Below are 21,459 nucleotides of genomic sequence, written 5' to 3'. Positions count from 1 at the left end.
TCCATGGCGATCCCGAACCGCGCGGTAAACGGCCGCGCCAAACAGGGGCATGCGATATGGACGGTCTGGTAACGAAGGCGGGGGGATGGCTGGCCCTGACCCTGCTGGCGCTGGTCATGGCGGCACTTGCCGTCGATGCGCCCTTTGCGGTTCATATGATGATCGTCGCACTGGCGGCGCTCATCATGCTGTGCGTTACGCTGACGCGCGCGGACTATTCAGGGCTCTTGCGCGGGCTTCTGAAGATGCCTGCCGACCAGGGAGCCTACGACGACGACCCGGTGCGCTGGGGCGTCATCGCGACCATATTCTGGGGCGTCGCGGGGCTGGCGGTCGGCCTGTATATCGCGTTGCAGCTTGCCTTTCCCGTCCTCAACCTGGGGCTGGAATATACCAGTTTCGGTCGGCTGCGCCCGCTGCACACCTCGGCCGTCATCTTCGCCTTTGGCGGCAATGCGCTGATCGCCACAAGCTATTATGTCGTCCAGCGCACCTGCCGCGCGCGGCTCGCCTTTCCGACCGCTGCCCGTTTCGTTTTCTGGGGTTATCAGCTCTTCATCGTACTCGCCGCGACCGGCTACCTGATGGGGGTCACCGAGGCGCGCGAATATGCCGAACCCGAATGGTACGTCGACCTGTGGCTGACGGTCGTCTGGGTGGTCTATCTGACGGTTTTCGTCGGCACGATCGTCAAGCGCCGCGAACCGCATATCTATGTCGCGAACTGGTTCTACCTGAGCTTCATCATCACCATCGCGATGCTGCACATCGTGAACAACCTGTCGGTGCCGGTGACCATCTTCGGGTCGAAGAGCTATTCGGCCTTCGCCGGGGTGCAGGACGCGCTGACCCAGTGGTGGTACGGCCACAATGCCGTCGCCTTCTTCCTTACGACGCCCTTCCTAGCGATGATGTATTATTTCGTCCCGAAACAGGCGGAGCGGCCGGTCTACAGCTATCGCCTGTCGATCATCCACTTCTGGTCGCTGATCTTCCTATATATCTGGGCGGGGCCGCACCATCTTCACTATACCGCGCTGCCCGACTGGGCGCAGACGCTGGGGATGGTGTTTTCGGTCATCCTCTGGATGCCGAGCTGGGGCGGCATGATCAACGGTCTGATGACGCTGAACGGCGCGTGGGACAAGATCCGGACCGACCCGATCATCCGCATGATGGTCGTCGCGCTCGCCTTCTATGGCATGGCGACCTTCGAAGGGCCGATGCTGTCGGTGAAGGCGTTCAACAGCCTCAGCCACTATACCGAATGGACGATTGCCCATGTCCACGCCGGCGCGCTCGGCTGGAACGGCATGATCACCTTCGCGGCGGTCTATTACCTCGTCCCGCGCCTGTGGGGTCTCCCGCGTCTCTATTCGCTGCGCATGGTCAACTGGCACTTCTGGCTCGCGACGCTGGGGATCGTCTTCTACGCTGCGTCGATGTGGGTCGCCGGCATCATGCAGGGGCTGATGTGGCGCGAATATGGGGCCGACGGCTATCTCGTCTACAGCTTCGCCGAAAGCGTTGCGGCGATGCACCCGATGTACCTGATCCGCGCCGCCGGCGGGGCCATGTATCTCGCTGGCTTCCTGATCCTGGTCTACAACGTCTGGGCGACGCTTGCAGGCAAGGTCCGCGACGAAAAGCCCATGACCGAAACACCCTATAACGCCGCCGCGGACCGTCCGCTGGCGCCCGTTCCCGCTGAATAAGGAGCCGGAGACATGGCGACCGAACCCGCCGAAAAACGCTTCAGCCACAAGAAGCTGGAACGCAACATCACTCTGCTTGGCTTTTTCTCGCTCGTTGCGGTCGCGATCGGCGGCATCGTCGAGATCGCGCCGCTGTTCTGGATCGATAACACGATCGAGAAGGTCGACGGGATGCGGCCCTATACGCCGCTCGAACTCGCTGGCCGCAATATCTATATGCGCGAGGGCTGCTACACCTGCCACAGCCAGATGATCCGTCCGTTTCGCGACGAGGTCGAACGCTATGGCCACTACAGTCTCGCCGCCGAGAGCATGTACGACCATCCGTTTCAATGGGGCTCGAAACGCACCGGTCCCGACCTCGCCCGCGTCGGCGGACGCTATTCGGATGAATGGCACAAGGCCCATCTGATCGATCCGCGCAGCGTCGTTCCGGAATCGATCATGCCCGGCTATGCCTTCCTCGCCGATCGCGATCTGGCGGCCGGAGACATGGCGCGCGACCTCACCGCGCTGTACCGCGTCGGCGTTCCCTATTCGAAGCAGGACATCGCGAAGGCGAACGAGGATATCCGGGCGCAGGCCGATCCGGAGGCGGGCGCTGGCGATCTCGTCAAACGTTATCCCAAGGCGCAGGTGCGCGATTTCGACGGCAATCCGGATCGGGTGACAGAGATGGACGCGCTGATCGCCTATCTCCAGATGCTCGGCACGCTTGTCGATGTCGAAAAGGCCGCGCCGCAAGAGCAGGCGCACGCCCCCGACGCCGTATCGGGAGCCGCGCGATGAGCTACGATGAAATCCGGCATTTCGCCGACAGTTGGGGCCTGCTCGTCATGGTCCTGATGTTCGTCGTCTTCATCGCCTGGCCCTTCCGCAAGGGCGCCCGTCGTCACCATGACGAAGCCGCAATGATAATTTTCAAGGACGACGACCATGGCTGACACCAACGATCTTTTGAAATCCGCCGGAGGAAAGCGCATCGACGAAGCGACCGGCACCAGCACGGTCGGGCACGAATGGGACGGGATCGAGGAACTCGATACGCCGATGCCGCGCTGGTGGCTGTGGTCGCTGTACGCGACCATCGTCTGGGGTATCGCCTATGTCATTCTCTACCCCGCCTGGCCGATGGTCCATGGCGCGACCGAGGGCGTGCTCGGCTGGAGCAGCCGCGGCCAGTTGGAGCAGGAGATGCAGGCCGATGCCAAGCGCCGCGCGCCGGTGATGAACGCGATTGCCGCGACCGCGATCACCGATCTGCCCGCGAAGCCTGAACTCATGCAGGCTGCCGTGCAGGGTGGCGGCGCGGCCTTTCGCGTGCATTGCGTTCAGTGTCATGGTGCCGGCGGCGCGGGGGTCAGGAAGCTCTATCCCAGCCTGACCGATGACGACTGGCTGTGGGGCGGCGATCTCGCCACGATCGAATATACGATCACCCATGGCATCCGGAATCCCGATCACAAGGCGACCCGGACCAGCCAGATGCCGGCCTTTGGCCGCGACGGCATTCTGGAACCCGCACAGATCGCCGACGTCGTCAGCTTCGTCCGCACGATCAGCCATCAGGAAAAGCCCGGTGCGTCCTCTGCGCGAGGTGCCGCGATCTTCGAGGCCAATTGTTCGGTTTGTCACGGGCCGGCAGGGCAGGGTGGACGTCAGGTCGGCGCGCCGAAGCTGACCGACGCGATCTGGCTCTATGGCGGCGACGGCGCCAGCCTGACCGCGACGATCACGCAACCCCGCAACGGCGTGATGCCGCGCTGGGGCGCACGGCTCGATCCGGTGACGATCAAGATGCTCGCCGCCTATGTCTATTCGCTAGGCGGCGGGGAAAAGACGCCGGTGCCGGCTCCTGAAGGGCAGAAGGTCGATGGCCAACCCTGAGGTCCCGCCGCCTGCCGCGCTCTATGAAGCACGGAAGGGCGTCTACCCCAAGAAGGTGGACGGTCCCTTCCGGCGCTTCAAATGGGCGATCATGGCGGTCACGCTGGCCATATATTACGCGACCCCGTGGATCCGCTGGGATCGCGGTCCGCATGCGCCGGATCAGGCGGTGCTGGTCGATCTGGCCAATCGCCGATTCTACATGTTCCAGATCGAGATCTGGCCGCATGAATTCTATTACGTCGCGGGCCTGCTCATCATGGCGGGGATCGGCCTGTTCCTCGTTACCAGCGCGGTCGGGCGTGCGTGGTGTGGCTATGCCTGTCCGCAAACGGTGTGGACCGACCTGTTCCAGCATGTCGACCGTTTGATCGACGGCGACCGAAACGCGCAGATCCGCCTCGCGAACGGGCCGTGGACGGTCGAAAAGATCGCGAAGCGGGTGCTCAAATATGCGATCTATCTGATCGTGGCCTTCTGGACCGGCGGCGCGTGGATCATGTACTTCGCCGACGCGCCAACGCTGACGCAGGATTTCTGGACCGGGCAGGCTGCGCCGGTCGCCTATGTCACCGTGGCGGTGTTGACCGCGACGACATTTGTCCTCGGCGGTTTCCTGCGCGAACAGGTGTGCATCTATATGTGCCCGTGGCCGCGCATCCAGACGGCCATGATGGATGAAAAATCGCTGCTCGTGACCTACAAGGACTGGCGCGGCGAGCCGCGCGGCAGCGTCAAGAAGGCCGAGAAGAAGCCCGGCGGTTTTGGCGACTGCGTCGACTGCAACCAGTGCGTCGCGGTGTGCCCGACGGGGATCGACATTCGCGAAGGACCGCAGATCGGCTGCATCACCTGTGCGCTTTGTATCGACGCTTGCGACAGCGTGATGGCGCAGGTCGGTCGTCCGCGCGGGCTGATCGATTATTGCACGCTCGATGATGCGGCGATCGAGAAGGCGGGCGGGGTTGCTCCGCCGATCCGCAAGACGTTGCTGCGCCCGCGCACGCTCGTCTATTTCGGTATCTGGGGAGCGATCGGGCTCGCGATGCTGTTCACGCTCGGCCAGCGGACAAGGCTGGACCTTGCCGTCCAGCATGAGCGCAGCCCGCTTTACATCCAGCTTTCCGACGGATCGATCCGCAACAATTATACATTGAAACTGCGCAACATGGAGCTTCGTCCGCGCGACGTCGAGATCCGCGTCAGCGGGCTGCGCGGCGCGCAGCTCTGGACTCCGGCCGGATCACGCGAGACCGCACGGCAGAGCCTGCGCCTCTCGCTTGCGCCCGACAGCGTCACGCCGGTGAAGCTGTTCGTTGCCGCGCCGGCCACCGGGCCGGAACGGCAGGACTTCACCATCGCGGTGCGCGGGCTCGACGATGATCCGCGCGGCGATAACGACATCATCCAGTTCGACCGGCCGGAGACGGGACTATGACGGACAAGCGCACGCAACGGATATTCACCGGTCGGCATATGGCCGCGATTCTGGTCGCCTTCTTCGGGGTGGTGATCACGGTCAACATCATCATGGCAAGCTATGCGCTGTCGACCTTCGGCGGCACGGTGGTCGACAACAGCTATGTCGCGAGCCAGCACTATAACGAATGGCTTGCACGGGCTGCGGCGCAGGATCGGCTCGGCTGGGAGCGGTCGGTGGGTGTGGATGCAGACCGCCACGTCAAGCTGCTGATCGTAAAGGATGGCGTTCCGCTCCATCCGCTGCAGGTCGTCGCGACGCTCAGTCATCCGCTCGGCCGCGTCCAGCCGCGCGCCATGCATTTCGAACTGGAACCGAACGGCGGTTTGCGCTCGCGTACCGCCATTCCCGCCGGGCGCTGGCGGCTCGACCTGACGATCCGCCACGGCAATGAAGAGGCCCGTTATCGGGAGGAACTGCAATGACGGCCGCAGTATTGATCGAACGCGACTTCGCCGTCCCCGACATCCGCTGCGCGGGCTGTATCGCGAAGCTGGAGCAGGGATTGCTGCGCGACCGGCGCATTGCGGCAGCGCGCGTCAATTTCACGGAAAAGCGCGTCCATCTGTCGTGCCTTCCCGATGCCGAGATGCCCGACCTGATCGGGGCATTCACCACGCTGGGCTTCGAGGCGCACCCGATCGGCAAGACGCCGGACGACGCCGATCCCGGTGCGGAAACCAGCCGCGAATTGCTGCGCGCCGTTGCCGTGTCGGGCTTTGCGATGATGAATATCATGTTGCTGTCGGTGTCGGTCTGGTCGGGCGCGATGGGTGCGACGCGCGATCTTTTTCACTGGTTGTCGGCGCTGATCGCCCTGCCGACGGTGGCGTACGCGGGACGGACCTTCTTTCGTTCGGCCTGGCGCGCGGTCCGGCACGGACGGACCAACATGGATGTGCCGATCAGCATCGGCGTCCTGCTTGTCTGCGCGATCAGTCTGTATGAAACCGCGACAGGCGGCCCGCACGCCTATTTCGACGGTGCCGCGATGCTGCTCTTCTTCCTTCTTTGCGGGCGATGGCTCGACAGCGTGATGCGCGACCGCGCGCGGGGCGGCGTCACGGCGCTGCTTCGCAACATGGGAACCGGGGCGATGGTGATCGACGGCGGCGGCCGCAGCCGGTGGGTCGATGCGACCGTCATCGAACCCGACATGGTGATGCTCGTCGCCGCGGGGGAAAGACTGGCCGCGGACGGGGTTGTTGTCGGTGGATCCAGTCGGCTCGACCTTTCGCTGCTGACCGGCGAAAGTGCGCCGCAGGCGGTTCATCCCGACGACCGCGTTCATGCGGGTACGCTCAACCTCGATGCGCCCGTCCATGTTCGCGTCACCGCGGCGGGGGGCGACACCGCGCTCGCCGACATCGCGCGCCTGATGGGCGAAGCCGCACAGGGAAAATCGCGCTATGTCCGCATCGCCGACCGCGCGGCGCGGCTCTACGCGCCAGCGGTGCACTGCCTCGCCATCATGGCGTTCGCGGGGTGGATGATCGCCGGCGCCGGCTGGCATCACAGCCTGCTGATCGCCGCGGCAGTCCTTATCATCACGTGTCCCTGCGCGCTCGGCCTTGCCGTACCTGCGGCACAAATCGTCGCAGCGGGCGCCCTGATGCGACGCGGGGTACTGATCAAGGACGGTTCGGCGCTCGAACGGCTGGCCGAGGTCGATCTTGCGCTGGTTGACAAGACCGGCACATTGACGCTGGGCCGGCCGGAGGCGGTGGACCTTGACCGGTTCGACATCGGGATCAAGTCGCTGATCCTCGCTCTGGCGCAGGCGAGCCGTCACCCGCTCAGCGAAGCCCTGACGCGGGGGATATCGGCGGGCGATACGCGGCCGGTCGAGGTCACATCGCTTCGCGAAACTCCCGGGTTCGGGGTCGAGGCGCGGTGGGCCGGCAGCATCGTGACGCTGGGGCGCCCGCAAGGCGGCGATGTCGGCGATGCGCTTGCGACCGAACTTGCCGTCGATGGCAAGTCGGTCGCAGTCGTTCGCTTCGCCGATCGCCTGCGTCCTGACGCCCACGCGGCGATTGACGCTCTGCGCGGCGAGGGGCTCGATGCGATGATCCTGTCGGGCGATCGGGCCGAAGCGGTTGCGCCCGTCGCGCGCGCGCTGGGCCTTACGGCGCAGACGGCGATGAGCCCGCAGGACAAGCTGGCCGCAATCGAACGTCAGGCCGGCCTGGGGCACAAGGTCCTGATGCTCGGCGACGGTCTCAACGACGGACCGGCTCTGGCCGCAGGCCATGCTTCGATGGCGCCGGGATCGGCAAGCGATGTGGGAAAGAATGCCGCCGACTGCATCTTCCTTGGCGACCGGCTGATGCCCGTGGTCGATACGATACGCATGGCGCGGCGGACGCAGGCGATCGTCCGGCAGAATTTCATGGCGGCCATCGGCTATAACGTCGTCGCGGTTCCGCTGGCTTTCATGGGTCTTGTCACGCCGCTTGTGGCGGCAATCGCCATGTCGGGTTCGTCGCTGATCGTGGTCGGTAACGCCCTGCGACTGAAACGAGCAATCCGGTGAATGGCCTCGTCTTCCTGATCCCGATTGCGCTCGGCCTCGGCCTGTTGGGCCTCGTCGCCTTCTTCTGGTCGCTGCGATCGGGACAACTTGAGGACCTCGACGGTGCAGCGCTGCGCATTTTTGTCGAGGACGAAGAGGAGGGGGAGGCATGACGGTTCGCCGGAGCGCCGCCATGCTGGCAGCGGCTGCGCTGATGCAGTCGCCGACAATCGGCGAGGCGCGCGCGCTGACGATCCGGGCGTGCGGGGGTGCCATGCACCTGATGATCGTGCCGGGGTCGCCCCTGACTCCCCAGCCGCGGCGCGAATGCGCGAAGGCGTGTCACGTCGTCGCGGAACGACGCGGAAAGAACGGCGATCCTCGCCGTAACTGTTGCTGAATGTGCATCGCGTTGATCCCGATCAATGTTGCCCCGTGCCGCCCGGCATAAGAACATCGCATGTGGTCCTATCATCCCGATCTGCTCGCCAAGCCGGTGCCGCGCTACACCAGCTATCCCACCGCGATGGAATTCGAGGAGGCGGTCGCCGCCGATGACTATGCCCGCGCGCTCGATACCGTCGGGGCAGCGACGCCCGTCTCGCTCTACATCCATATCCCCTTCTGCGAACAGATCTGCTGGTACTGTGGATGCAACACCGGCGCCGCCGGCCGCAGCCAGCGGCTCACCGACTATCTGACGGTGCTACGCGCGGAAATCGCCATGGTCGCGAAACGTCTGGGCGGGCGGGGCCGGGTCGGGCGCATCGCTTTTGGCGGCGGCAGCCCCAACGCGCTCGCGCCGGTCGAATTCGTCCGTCTGCTCGATCGTACCCTGACGGTGTTCGACGCGCATCGGCCTGAAATTTCGATCGAACTCGACCCCAGAGGCTTTTCGTCCGAATGGGCGCTCGTCCTTGCAGCGGCAAATGTGACGCGGGTCAGCCTGGGCGTTCAGACCTTTGCGCCGCACGTCCAGCAGGCCATCGGTCGGATCCAGCCACTGTCGCATATCGAACGTGTCGTGGCCTCGCTGCGGTTACGCGATATCGAAGCGATCAACTTCGACCTTATGTACGGGTTGCCCGAACAATCGCTGGATGACCTCGATTCGACACTCGACGATGCCATCCGACTGGCGCCCAGCCGGATCGCGTTGTTCGGTTATGCCCATCTTCCGCAGATGATCCCACGCCAGCGCCGCATCGACGACCGCAACCTTCCCGACGCCCGGTTACGCTTCGAACAGGCGGAACTGGGATATCGGCGCCTGACCGACGCGGGCTATGTTTCTGTCGGCTTCGATCATTTCGCGCGGGCCGACGATCCGCTTGCGGCCGCGGCGGAACAGGGGCGGGTCAACCGCAATTTTCAGGGCTTTACCGATGATGACGCCCCCGTTCTGCTGGGATTTGGGGCGAGTGCGATCAGCAAATTTCCCGACCTTCTGGTCCAGAACGAAAAGCGTTCGGGCCATTATCGCGACCTTGTCAACGAAGGCCGCTTCGCCGCCGCGCGCGGGGTTCGGGTCGATGGCGGCCAGCAACGGCGGGCTCGGCACATTCGCGACCTGCTGTGCGCGGGCCGCACCATCGTGGAGCAGACCGAATTTGCGAATGTGCGCGACGCGGTCGCCGAATTCGAACGCCGTGGCCTCGTCGCATGGGACGAACATTCACTCTCGATCTGCCGCGACGGATTGCCCTACGCCCGGCACGTCGCGGCGGAATTCGACAGCGTCAGGGGCGGTCTTGCGCCCCGCTGAGGGCAGAACGAGGCAGGACGCCGCTATTTGAGTCCGTCCGGACAAGCCGTCCAGCCTCTTGCATAAACGGCGCCGACGCTCGAAATAGGGCGTCATGGATTTCGCGTTCGACAACAGCTTTCACGACAGCATGGAGGGCTTCTATGCGCCCGCCGAAGCGGCCAAGCCTTCGGCGCCGAAGCTCCTGATTTTCAACCATGCGCTTGCGGAGCGGCTGGGCATCGAGGTTGGCGCCGCCGCCGATGAACAGCTCGCGCGGATATTTTCGGGTGAGGAGGCGCCTGAAGGCGCAAATCCCCTCGCGCTCGCATATGCGGGGCATCAGTTCGGGCATTTTTCGCCGCAGCTTGGCGATGGCCGCGCGCTGCTTCTTGGCGAACTGGTCGCCCCTGATGGCGCCCGGTTCGATGTGCAGCTCAAGGGGTCGGGGCCCACGCCCTTTTCACGCAACGGCGATGGCAAGGCGGCGATCGGACCGGTGCTGCGCGAATATCTGATGTCCGAAGCGATGGCGGCGCTGGATGTTCCGACGACGCGCTCGCTCGCGGCGGTCGCGACCGGCGACCGGGTCCAGCGCGAACAGGCGCATCCGGGCGCCGTGCTGACGCGTATCGCGAGCAGCCATATCCGCGTTGGAACCTTCCAGTTTTTTGCCGCCCATTTCGGTGTCGATCACGTGGTGCAATTGTCGGACTATGTTGTCCGCCGCCATTTCCCCGACCTGTCGGAGGCCGCAAACCCGCATCTTGCCTTGCTCAATCGCGTCATCGGCCTGCAATGCGATCTCGTCGCGCGCTGGCTCGGCATCGGTTTCATCCACGGCGTGATGAACACCGACAATGTCGCGGTCAGCGGGGAAACCATCGACTACGGGCCATGCGCCTTCATGGATCGCTTTTCCGTCAATACCGTTTTCAGCTCGATCGATGCCAATGGTCGCTATGCTTATGGCAGACAGCCCCAGATCCTCCATTGGAACATGGCGCGCTTTGCGGAGGCTCTGCTGCCGGCAATCCATGCGGTCGATCCGGCGGATGTCGAAACCGCGAAGGATCTGGTCAACGAGATTCCGGACCGGTTCCGTGCGGTCTGGCACGCGCGCCTCCGCCGCAAGCTGGGGCTGGGTGAGGGGACCGATACCGCCGCCCTGATCGACAATCTGTTCGACGCCCTGGAGGTTCAGGGTATTGATTTTACGTCCTTCTTTCGCGCGCTTGCGATGCTGCTGCGCGGCGATGGCAGCCTGCTCGAACGCCTGTCGTCGGCGCCCGACGCGATGGCGCCGTGGATCGCGGAATGGTGGCAGCATATCGAACGTGAGGAGATCGGCCCGCTTGAAATCGCCGACGCGATGGATGCGGTGAATCCGGTCTATATTCCGCGCAACCATCTGGTCGAAGCGGCGCTGGGCGCGGCCGAAGCCGGCGACCTCGCGCCATGGCTCGAATTGCTTGAGGTCGTGCGTCATCCCTATGTTCCGCGCCCCGTCTGGGCCTTGTTCGCAGGTGCTGCACCGTCGGAATTCGGGCCCTACAAGACCTTTTGCGGAACCTGATCGGTTGAGCCGAACGCGCCCCCCTGCTAGGGACGGCGCCGCACCAGCCTTCAGAGGAAACATCATTGCCCCCAGTCAAGATCACCGTCGTCGGAACGGGTTATGTCGGAGTGTCCAACGCCGTGCTGCTGGCACAGCGTAACGCGGTCGTCGCGCTCGACATCGATACGCGCAAGGTCGAACAGCTCAACGCGAAGACATCGCCGATCGCCGATCCTGAGATCGAGGATTATCTAGCGAACCGACCCCTGAACCTGATCGCGACGACCGACCGCGAGGCGGCTTACACTGGCGCCGATTTCGTCATCGTCGCGACGCCGACCGACTATGATCCGGACAATAATTATTTCAACACGACCACGGTCGAGGCGGTTATCGCCGACGCATTGAAGCTCGCGCCGCAGGCGCTGATCGTCATAAAATCGACGATTCCTGTTGGTTTTACGGAGCGGATGCGCGCCGAGACCGGGTCGGACTCGATCGTCTTTTCACCCGAGTTCCTGCGTGAGGGGCGTGCGCTGCACGACAATCTTTATCCCTCGCGTATCATCGTCGGCAACACGCATCCGCGCGCGAGCGAGTTTGCGCAGCTTTTGCTGGAGGGGTCGCTCAAACCCGATGCGGCGGTGCTGCAGACCGGCAATACCGAGGCGGAAGCGATCAAGCTGTTCGCCAACACCTATCTTGCGATGCGCGTCGCCTTCTTCAACGAACTCGATACCTATGCCGCCGCGCATGCCGTGGATTCGCGCCAGGTGATCGAGGGCGTGTGCCTCGATCCTCGCATCGGCAGCTTCTACAACAACCCGTCCTTCGGCTACGGCGGCTATTGCCTGCCCAAGGATACGAAGCAGATGCTGGCCAATTACAAGGAAGTGCCGCAGAATCTGATCGCGGCGATCGTGTCGTCGAACACGACACGCAAGGATTTCATCGCGTCGGAAATCCTGAAACGTCGTCCGCGGGTCGTGGGTATCCACCGTCTCGCGATGAAGTCGGGGTCGGACAATTTTCGCGCGAGCAGCATTCTGGGCATCATGAAGCGCGTCAAGGCCAAGGGCATCGAGGTGATCGTATACGAGCCTCTGCTCGACGAGGATCATCTGTTCAATTCGCGCGTCGTTCGCGATCTTGCGGCCTTCAAGGCCGAAGCCGATGTCATCATCGTCAATCGCATGTCCGAAGAACTCGATGACGTGGCCGACAAGGTCTATAGCCGCGACCTGTTCGGAGCCGACAGCTAGGGTCCTGACCCCAGGGTCGAGCTCCCGCGCGTCGCCCCGCAATTCGCCCGCCATGCCGTTGCCCTACGGAACTGCACGGGCCCATGCTCGTTGGTTGGTTGACCAGCAACGGGATGGGGTAGCCGGCTATATGGCGTCGTTTCGGGACTTTACCGCTACAAAAACGGGTTGCGCGCTCCAGCCGGGCAAGCCACAGATGCGCAAGCGGCTGCCGACTGATGTACTGTCCTGAACCATCCTGTGCCGTGTATCGGCGTGGCCGGCCGATTCGCCGGCTTTTGACGCTTTCGGCTTCCTTTCTCTGTCTTGTTCATACCGCCGCTGTGTCTGCACAGCAGGTCGAGCCTCCGAAGGTGGTGCCGACCGTCGCGGCCTCGCCGGTGGAGGATATCGCCGCGCCAACGCCGCCTCCGCCGGGAGCGCAGCTTCCCGAAGTGGCGCCGATCATCCCGGACGATGAATTCAGGGATGCGATACCGGCAATCAGCGCCGACAATGACCCCGAACTCGACAAGCCGCTCGAAACAATCGCGGAATTCGAAAAGCGGCAGGCCGAAGCGGCCAAGGCGCGTGTGGCGAAATCGGATGGCGTGTCTACCGCCGATTCGACAACGGGTGGAGACGTGCCCACGATCGACGGCGCGCCGGTTCCGGCACTTGCCGATGGAGACGCGGTCGAGGCGATCGGCGATGCACCGATCACTGACGCCGAGCTGGCGGCGCCGCTGCCGCCGCTGGACAGCTTCAACATCGTCCCGGTGGAATTCGCCGAGCCCGAAGATGCCGGCGATAATCGCGCCGTACCCTACAGCGTTCAGGTTACCGGGCTCGCAAGTGCCGACGACAGCACCGACGTCGATCTGGCCGACCTGTTTGGCGGCCTCTCGGCACTTTATGACGGTGATGGCAAGGCGGACAATATCGCGATGGTGCGCGCGCGTCTTTCCGCCGACGCCGACCTGATGCAGCGCATCCTGGCGTCGGAGGGCTATTATGACGGCGTTGTGGAAACGCGGATCGATCGCAGTGACCGCGATGCGGCGGGCAGTGATCAGGCGCAAGGCGCCAACGCAAGACGGCAGCCGGTCACCGCCGTCATCGACGTAAAGCCGGGTGTTCGTTACAAATTCTCGGATATCATTCTCAACGCCGCGCCGACGGTCCCGCCGACGCTGGTTCAGGACAATTTCCCGCTTGCGGTCGGTGAACCGATCGTGGCGCAGCGCGTGCAGGGTGCCGAGGCTGCGATCGCGTTGAAACTGCCCGAGGAAGGCTATCCCTTCGCGATTGTCGGACAGCGGGATATCCTGCTCGACGGCGCAACGGGCGACGGTGTCTACACCCTGCCAATCGAAATCGGACCGCGCGGCCGCTTTGGCGGGATCGAAACCACCGGAAAGCTTGCATTCGATGCGAAGCATGTCGGCGTACTGGCCCGGTTCAAGCGCGGCGACCTTTATGACAGCCGCATGGCCGACGATCTGCGCCAGGCCCTCGTCGCCACCGGACTCTTTTCGGCTGTGGCCGTCGAACCGCAGAAGACGGGCGAAAGCGCGGGTGACGGTACCGAATATGTGACGATGATGGTCACGCAGGAAGCGGGGCCCCCGCGCACGATCGCAGCGACGGCCGGCTATGGGACCGGCGAGGGTTTGCGGCTTGAGGGGAGCTGGACCCATCGCAATTTCTTCCCGCCCGAAGGTGCCTTGATCGCGCGGGCGGTGGTGGGGACGCAGGAACAGGGTGTCGGCGTCACGCTGCGCCGGTCGAACGCGGGTCGGCGCGATCGCACCTTCGAGCTAGTGTCCGAAGCGACGCGCAGCAACTACAACGCATTCGAGGCGATCACCGGCCGCGTCGCGGCGAAGATCAGTTACGATTCGACGCCGATCTGGCAAAAGAAGCTGACCTATGCCTTTGGCGCCGAGCTGCTCGCGACGAGCGAGGATGATTATGATTTTGCGCTTGGAGCGCGCAACCGGGATTTCTACACGATCTTCGGCCTGCTCGGTCAGGTCGGCATCGATCGCACCGACAGTCTGCTCGACCCGACCAGAGGGTTCCGGGTCACGGCCCGGGTTCAGCCCGAGGGTTCGCTGGCTGGGCGTTTTTCACCCTATGCGCGCTCGCAGGTCGATGTCAGCGGCTATTATCCCGTCGCCGACAATATTGTGCTTGCCGGACGGGTGCGGGTCGGATCGATCCTCGGTGCCGCGCGCGAGCGGCTGGCCCCCTCGCGGCGCTTCTATGCTGGCGGCGGCGGATCGGTGCGCGGCTTCGGTTACCAGCAGCTCGGCCCCAAGGACCCGAACAACGATCCGATCGGCGGCCGCAGCCTGAACGAGGCGGCGTTCGAGGCGCGCTATCGCTTCGGGAATTTCGGGATCGTCGGCTTCGTCGATGCCGGGCAGGTCTATCGCGGATCGACCCCGACCTTCGACAACCTGCGTTTCGGTGCCGGGATCGGCGGACGTTTCTACACCAATTTCGGTCCGATGCGGCTTGATGTCGCCACACCGATCGACCGGCAACCCGGCGAAGGCCGGATCAGCGTCTATGTTTCGATCGGACAAGCGTTCTGATGGCGGAAGGCAGCGCCCCGGCGGCCGAAAGCGAGCCGACGACGACGAAGCCGTCGTGGCCGCGGCGTGTGGCAAGGTGGGTCGGCATCGCGATCCTCGGCCTCGTCGCATTGGTTGCGCTGTTCATGGTCGGCCTGAACAGCGACGCCGGGCGGCGGTTCGTGGCCAACCAGATCGAGAAATATCGGTTCGAAAACGGGATGAGGATCGGCATCGGCCGGCTCGACGGATCGCTATATGGCGAGATGGTCATTCGCGATTTCACGCTGTCCGATCCGCAGGGCGTCTTTTTGCGCTCGCCCGAACTGCGTATCGACTGGCGGCCGTTCGCGTATCTGTCGAACCACGTGGACGTGCGTTCGGCAACCGCAAAAACGCTGGTGATGGAGAAGATTCCGGCGTTCAAGCCTGTGCCTGACACGGGTGAGCCGCTGCTTCCCGATCTCGATATCGACATTGCGCGTGTTCAGGTCGATCGTCTTGTCTTCGCACCAGCAGTCGCCGGCCGACGGCAGGTCGCGACGCTCAGCGGCAAGGTCGCCATCGCCGATCGCCGCGCACAGGTTACCGCCGATGCCCGGACGATTGCGGGCGGCGGCGGCGAGGGCGATACGCTGAACCTTCTGCTTGACGCCGTGCCCGACCAAAACCGGCTTGCGATGAAGCTCGACATGACGGCGCCGAAGGGTGGCGTGCTGGCCGCGCTGGGCGGGTTCAAGGAACCGCTGACCGCGACGCTCGACGGACGGGGCGACTGGAAAGCGTGGAATGGCAAGCTGGTCGCGAATCTCGGCGCCGACCCGCTGGCGCGGCTTGCGCTGACCGCGCGGGACGGGACCTTCGCGATCAAGGGTAGCACACAGGCATCGCGCCTGATCGCCGATGGGCCGGTCGCCGGTGTCCTCGGCCCCGAAACCGCGATCGACCTCTCCGCCCGGTTGAACGAGCGCAAGGCCGATCTCGACGGCCGCTTTGCATCCGACGCGGCCCAGCTCGGTGTCAGCGGCCGGATCGATCTCGGCAACAGTCGCTATGAAGGGCTGAAGCTCGCGCTCAACATACTGCGCCCGAATGCGATTGCGCCCACCGTTCGCGCGAACGGTCTGCGCGCGACCGCGACGCTCGACGGCGCCTTCGACCTGCCGAGGGTCGATTATCAGGCCAATGCCAACAGTCTCACGGTCAACGACATCGTCGTCGAGACGCTGAGCCTTGCAGGCAAGGCGCGCGTCGATACCGATCAGATCGTCATCCCGGTTGCGGGCCGGGCGGCGCGCATTCGCGGGCTTGACACCGTCGCGGGCGGAACGCTGGTTCAGGTGCGACTGGACGGTGATCTGGCCTATGCGAACGGCCGCGTCCTCAGCGACAATCTCCGCCTCCGCTCGCCGCGCATCGACGCCAAGGCGATCGTGATCGCCGACCTGAACAAGGGCTTCTACACCGGCGCGATCGACGGACGGATCAACGACTACCGGGTCGAGAGCGTTGGCGTTTTCGACATCGATACCGACGCCGACCTCAAGACCGCGCCGCGCGGCGGGTTCGAGATCGCGGGCCGTGTCCGGGCCCGTTCGACGAGGTTGTTCAATTCCGGGGTGCGCGACTTCCTGGGTGGTAATGCCACGGCGTCGAGCGACGTGCGATACGGAACCGACGGCATCATTCGTTTTCAGAATCTGCGGATTACGGCGCCGCGGCTTCGCGTCAGCGGCGGGCAGGGCAGTTATGCACCCAGCGGCCAGATCAACCTGACGGCGCGTGCCAATTCGACCGACTATGGTCCCATTGGCGTCCAGCTGGCCGGGACGATCAGCGACCCGCAGGCAGTGGTAACGGCCGACCGTCCCGGCCTGGGCATCGGGCTCGCCAATCTGGTGGCAAAAATCAACGGCGCACCGAACGGGTATCGCCTCGCGGCGACGGGCGAGACCGACTATGGCCCGCTGTCCGCCGACGTCGTGCTGCTGACCGCGGCGGGACCGCTTACCATCGACATCCAGCGCGGCGATCTGTCGGGGATCGGTTTTTATGGCCGGCTCGTGAAAAGCGGCGCCGGCCCGTTCGTTGGACAGCTCGACGCGGCTGGACAGGGACTTGGCGGGATCGTCCGCCTCAGCGCGGCAGGGCAATATCAGGCCGCGGCGATCAACGTGCGGGCCAACAATGTCGTGCTACCCGGTGCCGCCAAACTCGCAATCGGGTCGGCGATCGTCGATGCCGACGTGACGCTTTATGACCGGCCGCATGTCGTTGCCGATATCCAGATCGCCGACACCCAAATCCGCACCTATGACATTGCGGTGGGGCGCGTGAAGATCGACTATCGTGATGGCAGGGGACAGGCGCAGGCCCTCGTTGAAGGGACAAGCGGCGTGCCGTTCCGGATCGCCGCGAATGCCGACTTGACTCCCGAACTTTGGCGCGCATCGGTGCAGGGCCGGGCGACGGGGGTGAATTTCCGCACCACGACGCCCGCCCGGATCATTCCCGGTCGCGACGGATATGAACTGTTGCCGACGACCGTCGATCTGGGCCGGGGCAGCAGCGCGCGCGTCGCGGGCCGCTTTGGCGAGGGTATCATGATCCAGAGCCGCCTCGACCGCGCGAACATGGCGCTGGTCAATTCGGTTTACCCGGGTCTTGGTCTCGGTGGCCGCGCGACGGGCAGCATCGATTTCGAGCAGGCGAACTCCGACGCCTTTCCACGGGCCGATGCACGGCTGACGATAGACGGCTTTACGCGCACCACGGCGGCGTCGGTCAGCCAGCCCGTCGATATCACCTTTGCGGGCAAGCTGCTCAGCGACGGCGGCGAGGCGCGCGCGGTGATCCGCAAGCGCGGTTCGGTGATTGGCCGTATGCAGGCGTCGCTGCGCCCGCTTGGACCGGGAGCGGGCGATTGGACGACGCGGCTTCGTGCGGCTCCGCTCGGCGGCGGAGTACGCTACAACGGCCCCGCCGACACGCTCTATTCCTTCTTCGGCCCCGCCGATCAGGGCTTGTCGGGGCCGATCGCGGTGGCGGCCGATTTCAGCTGCCGGGTCAGCGACCCGTGCCTTGAAGGTGTCGTGCGCGGCAACGGCATGATTTACGAAAATCAGACCTACGGCACCCGGCTCACCAACATGGTCGTCAACGGCCGCTTCACCGGCAATCGACTGGAGATCGATGACCTGACCGCGACGGCCGGCGACGGCACGGTAAAGGCGAAGGGATATGTCAGCCTGGCCGAAGCCGACGGTTATCCAATGAACATCGCGGTGACGCTCGACAATGCCCGGCTGGCGCGGAGCGAAAATCTCGCTGCGCGCGCCACCGGCAACCTGACGCTCGAAAAGGTCGCCGGACAGGCAGCGCTGCTGTCGGGCGACCTTCGCTTGCCCGAAACCCGCTATCGCATCGTGCGCGAAGGGGCGGCGAGCGTGCCTGTGCTGACCGGTGTTCGCCGCAAGCCGCCGACGGGACGACGGCGCATCAGCGGCGACGGGCTGGAGGCGGTCGGTGGCAGCCTGTTCGACCTGATCCGGCTCAACATTCATCTTCGCGCCGGCGACGAGATCTATGTCAGCGGCATGGGTCTTGAATCCGAATGGCAGGCCGATGTCACGCTGACGGGCACGACCCTGGCGCCGCGCGTCAGCGGCGAGATCGAACTGGTGCGCGGCACCCTGGGCTTTGCGGGCCGGTCGTTCGAACTGGAAGAGGGGCGCGTCAGCTTCCCCACAGGCGACGCCTTCGATCCGACGCTCCGGCTGGTGGCGAGCGAATCGATCGAGGAAGTGACGGTGACGATCAACGTTTCCGGTCGTGCACAAAACCCCCAGATCACCTTCTCCAGCGTGCCCGGGTTGCCGCAGGACGAAATCGTCTCCCGCATTCTGTTCGGGGATTCGGTGACGACGCTCTCGCCGCTTCAGGCGGTTCAGCTTGCCGCATCGCTCAACTCGTTGCGCGGGGGCAGCGGCGGTCTCAGCCCGCTGGGCGCCCTGCGTTCGGCGACGGGGATCGATCGGCTGCGTATTCTGGGCCCCGACGACACGATCGGGCGCGGAACGGCGTTGGCTGCCGGGCAATATATCTCGAAGGACATCTACCTCGAGGTGATCACCGATGCCCGCGGCTACACCGCGACCCAGCTCGAGATCAGCCTGACGCCGGCGCTGTCGATCCTCAGCCAGACCGGCGCGGCGGGCGGGCAGTCGAACCTCAGCGTCCGATATCGCAAGGATTATTGATGCGTCGGCTCGTCGTTCTGTTGCCGTTCCTGCTCGCCGCTTGTCACGAGGCACCGTCGTTCGACGAACGCTACGACAAGGCGGCAAAGGATATCGAGCTTCGGGCGAAGGCGATGGATGCGGACATCGCCGAATCCGAAAAGGCAGCCGCCGCTTCGAGCTTGCCAGCACCCGCGAAGGCGTCTAACCCGCCTGCGTCATCTGGGGAGTAGCCAGCCGTCCGTCAGGGACGGGCCATCGCGTCAACATACTCGGTCGAGAGGCCGTGGTGCGGTGGAAACGGGAGACCGTTTGGGCGAGACCAATGGCATCGAACCTTCTGTCCGGGCCGGGCGGCAGGGTACGATGTCCGTTGGAATTGCCTGCCGCCCGGCCCCGGAGTACCAGATCCCATGGAAGCCATCCTGACTTCGACCGCCGTCGTGGCGCTTGCCGAGATCGGCGACAAGACTCAGTTGCTTGCTATCCTGCTCGCCACGCGCTTCAACCGACCCGTACCGATCATCCTCGGCATATTGTTCGCGACGCTTGCCAATCATGCGCTGGCCGCGCTGCTCGGTGCGTCTGCTGCGGCGTTCCTCGACAGCCCCGTGTTCCGCTATGCGATCGGACTGTCGTTCGTGGCGATGGCGGCGTGGACGCTGATTCCCGACAAGTTCGAGGATGACGAAGCGCCGAAGCCGCGCTTCGGCGCATTCCTGACCACGCTGGTCGCCTTCTTTCTGGTCGAGATGGGCGACAAGACCCAGGTCGCCACGATTGCGCTCGGCGCGCAATATCACAATGTGCTGGCGGTCACGACTGGGACGACGCTGGGCATGATGATCGCCAACGTTCCGGCGATTTTCCTTGGGAACGAGCTGTTGAAGCGCGTCGACCTCAAGAAAGTGCGGATGGTTGCGGCGGCGCTGTTTCTGGTGATCGGCCTCTGGGTGCTGGCGCAGGTGGCCGGGCTCCTCGGATAGGTCTCACTCGGCTTCGGTGCTGAGCCCGAGTTCGGGGATGCCGATCGATCGCCTGCCGCCGAAGTCCGACCGCACGACGATGGCGCCCTGCTTTTCCATATATTCGACAAGGCGGCGGATACGGCCCGGCGACCGGGTGCCATAGGCGCGGCCGAGCGCGTCGTCGTCGGGGCAGGCTGCGCCCTCGATGGCCGCGCGGGCGATCGCGACGAAGGGCGCCAGCATGTCGTCGGGCAGTCGGCTTGCGGCATCGAGAAGCTCGCGCCATTTTTCGTCGGCGGGGTCGAAGACGCCGCCTTTGGCAAGTGCGAAGCGCCTGCGAAATTGCGCCAGATCGAGCGGAACCTTGGCCAGCCGCTGCATCCGGCAGCGCACCGAGAAGTCCTGATAGAGAAAGGATTCGGGGTGAAAGGCGCAATCGGGGTCGGCGAGCATCTCTGCCAGCGCGGTTATGATCACCGGCTCGGTATCGTGCGCGTCAACCGCCTGCGGCGGCTCGCCTGCGGCAATATCCTCGTCCAGCTCGCGTTCGGCGAACTGGCGGATGAGATCGTCGGCCGCCACGGGCTTCGAGGGCGGGGACGGCGCGGGCGGCGCCTGCGTCTCCAACTCGGCGAAGAGCATCGTGCGCATGTCCTGCGGTTCGGCGCTGGGAAGGGGGAGCAGGCTGTGCGTTCCCGCGCGCGTCGCGGTTTCGGTCGATCCGATCTTCACCGCGACCGGACGCCGCGAGATCGCGGGACCGAGCCCCAGAAAATGCCCGCGCTCAAGGTCGCGGATCGCTTCGGCCTGCCGTCGTTCCATGCCGAGCAGGTCGGCCGCGCGTGCCATGTCGATGTCGAGAAAGGTGCGGCCCATCAGGAAATTGCTTGCTTCCGCGGCGACATTCTTCGCGAGCTTGGCCAGCCGCTGCGTCGCGATCGCGCCCGCGAGGCCGCGCTTGCGCCCGCGGCACATCAGGTTCGTCATCGCCGCCAACGACGCACGGCGAACGGTATCGGACACCTCTCCCGACGCACTCGGGGCGAACATCTGCGCTTCGTCAACCACGACGAGGGCGGGAAACCAGTGCTCGCGCGGGGCATCGAACAGCGCGTTCAGAAAGATCGCGGCACACCCCATCTGCGCCTCGATGTCGAGCGTATCGAGCGCGACGATCACCGACGCCCGATGTTCGCGAATGCGCGCGGCGACCGCCGCGATCTCGCGCTCGCTATAGTCGCCGGCGTTGACCACGATGTGGCTGTATCGGTCGGCGAGCGTGACGAAATCGCCCTCGGGGTCGATCACGATCTGCTGGACGAGGCCGGCGCTTTCTTCGAGGAGTCGGCGAAGCAGGTGGGATTTTCCCGATCCCGAATTACCCTGGACGAGCAGGCGCGTCGCGAGGAGTTCCTGCACATTGACGTGAACGGCTGCGCCCCGGTCGTCGGTTCCAATTTCGATGCTGCTGTTCACGGCTTCCGCACCTATCGGTGCGCATGATTCGGGGCAACCGGCTATGCCCGGGTGG

Annotated in this window: 17 protein-coding genes; 16 read left to right on the top strand and 1 reads right to left on the bottom strand. The window is 64.7% G+C overall.

Features of this window, described 5'->3' with window-relative positions; all coding sequences use genetic code 11:
* Window positions 1-56 precede the first annotated feature (56 nt).
* The 16 genes from ccoN (at window position 57) to JNM03_RS15250 (ending at window position 19,946) form a co-directional block, all read left to right on the top strand.
* Window positions 57-1,715 carry a cytochrome-c oxidase, cbb3-type subunit I gene (gene ccoN, locus JNM03_RS15325; RefSeq protein WP_294037850.1) on the top strand — a complete coding sequence of 553 codons (1,659 nt, stop codon included), beginning with the start codon at window positions 57-59 and terminating at the stop codon, window positions 1,713-1,715.
* Window positions 1,716-1,727: 12 nt separating this feature from the next.
* Window positions 1,728-2,504, top strand: coding sequence for a cytochrome-c oxidase, cbb3-type subunit II (gene ccoO / locus JNM03_RS15320; protein WP_294037848.1), 777 nt, complete (start codon window positions 1,728-1,730; stop codon window positions 2,502-2,504).
* Window positions 2,501-2,659, top strand: a complete 159-nt coding sequence (locus tag JNM03_RS15315; RefSeq protein ID WP_294037846.1) for a cbb3-type cytochrome c oxidase subunit 3 — start codon at window positions 2,501-2,503, stop codon at window positions 2,657-2,659. The genes ccoO and JNM03_RS15315 overlap by 4 nt, the downstream gene beginning before the upstream one ends.
* Window positions 2,652-3,602, top strand: a complete 951-nt coding sequence (gene ccoP, locus JNM03_RS15310; RefSeq protein ID WP_294037844.1) for a cytochrome-c oxidase, cbb3-type subunit III — start codon at window positions 2,652-2,654, stop codon at window positions 3,600-3,602. The genes JNM03_RS15315 and ccoP overlap by 8 nt, the downstream gene beginning before the upstream one ends.
* Window positions 3,589-5,040 (top strand): cytochrome c oxidase accessory protein CcoG, encoded by a 1,452-nt coding sequence (gene ccoG / locus JNM03_RS15305; RefSeq protein WP_294037842.1) that lies wholly within the window; start codon window positions 3,589-3,591, stop codon window positions 5,038-5,040. The genes ccoP and ccoG overlap by 14 nt, the downstream gene beginning before the upstream one ends.
* Entirely contained in the window at window positions 5,037-5,507 is a 471-nt protein-coding gene (locus JNM03_RS15300) for a FixH family protein (protein ID WP_294037841.1), read from the top strand. Before ccoG ends, JNM03_RS15300 begins: the two co-directional genes overlap by 4 nt.
* Complete coding sequence (locus JNM03_RS15295; RefSeq protein WP_294037839.1) at window positions 5,504-7,618, top strand: heavy metal translocating P-type ATPase; 2,115 nt, start codon at window positions 5,504-5,506, stop codon at window positions 7,616-7,618. Before JNM03_RS15300 ends, JNM03_RS15295 begins: the two co-directional genes overlap by 4 nt.
* Window positions 7,615-7,770 (top strand): cbb3-type cytochrome oxidase assembly protein CcoS, encoded by a 156-nt coding sequence (gene ccoS / locus JNM03_RS15290; protein ID WP_294037837.1) that lies wholly within the window; start codon window positions 7,615-7,617, stop codon window positions 7,768-7,770. The genes JNM03_RS15295 and ccoS overlap by 4 nt, the downstream gene beginning before the upstream one ends.
* Window positions 7,767-7,997, top strand: coding sequence for a hypothetical protein (locus JNM03_RS15285; RefSeq protein WP_294037835.1), 231 nt, complete (start codon window positions 7,767-7,769; stop codon window positions 7,995-7,997). The genes ccoS and JNM03_RS15285 overlap by 4 nt, the downstream gene beginning before the upstream one ends.
* A 60-nt stretch (window positions 7,998-8,057) precedes the next feature.
* Window positions 8,058-9,362 (top strand): oxygen-independent coproporphyrinogen III oxidase, encoded by a 1,305-nt coding sequence (gene hemN / locus JNM03_RS15280; RefSeq protein ID WP_294037833.1) that lies wholly within the window; start codon window positions 8,058-8,060, stop codon window positions 9,360-9,362.
* A gap of 94 nt (window positions 9,363-9,456) precedes the next feature.
* Window positions 9,457-10,917, top strand: coding sequence for a YdiU family protein (locus JNM03_RS15275; protein WP_294037831.1), 1,461 nt, complete (start codon window positions 9,457-9,459; stop codon window positions 10,915-10,917).
* A gap of 65 nt (window positions 10,918-10,982) precedes the next feature.
* Entirely contained in the window at window positions 10,983-12,161 is a 1,179-nt protein-coding gene (locus JNM03_RS15270; RefSeq protein ID WP_294037829.1) for a nucleotide sugar dehydrogenase, read from the top strand.
* Window positions 12,162-12,484: 323 nt separating this feature from the next.
* Complete coding sequence (locus JNM03_RS15265; protein ID WP_294037828.1) at window positions 12,485-14,743, top strand: autotransporter assembly complex family protein; 2,259 nt, start codon at window positions 12,485-12,487, stop codon at window positions 14,741-14,743.
* Window positions 14,743-18,981: a translocation/assembly module TamB domain-containing protein gene (locus JNM03_RS15260; protein ID WP_294037826.1), complete on the top strand. Its 4,239-nt coding sequence runs from the start codon at window positions 14,743-14,745 to the stop codon at window positions 18,979-18,981. The genes JNM03_RS15265 and JNM03_RS15260 overlap by 1 nt, the downstream gene beginning before the upstream one ends.
* Complete coding sequence (locus tag JNM03_RS15255) at window positions 18,981-19,193, top strand: hypothetical protein (RefSeq protein ID WP_294037824.1); 213 nt, start codon at window positions 18,981-18,983, stop codon at window positions 19,191-19,193. Before JNM03_RS15260 ends, JNM03_RS15255 begins: the two co-directional genes overlap by 1 nt.
* Before the next feature lie 180 nt (window positions 19,194-19,373).
* Window positions 19,374-19,946 (top strand): TMEM165/GDT1 family protein, encoded by a 573-nt coding sequence (locus JNM03_RS15250; RefSeq protein WP_294037823.1) that lies wholly within the window; start codon window positions 19,374-19,376, stop codon window positions 19,944-19,946.
* A gap of 3 nt (window positions 19,947-19,949) precedes the next feature.
* Here JNM03_RS15250 and JNM03_RS15245 read toward each other — a convergent pair whose 3' ends face one another.
* Window positions 19,950-21,404 (bottom strand): ATP-binding protein, encoded by a 1,455-nt coding sequence (locus JNM03_RS15245; RefSeq protein ID WP_294037821.1) that lies wholly within the window; start codon window positions 21,402-21,404, stop codon window positions 19,950-19,952.
* Between the last annotated feature and the right edge of the window lie 55 nt (window positions 21,405-21,459).

Source organism: Sphingopyxis sp. (assembly GCF_016793825.1).
GTDB lineage: Bacteria > Pseudomonadota > Alphaproteobacteria > Sphingomonadales > Sphingomonadaceae > Sphingopyxis.
This window is presented reverse-complemented; position numbering and strand designations above follow the sequence as displayed.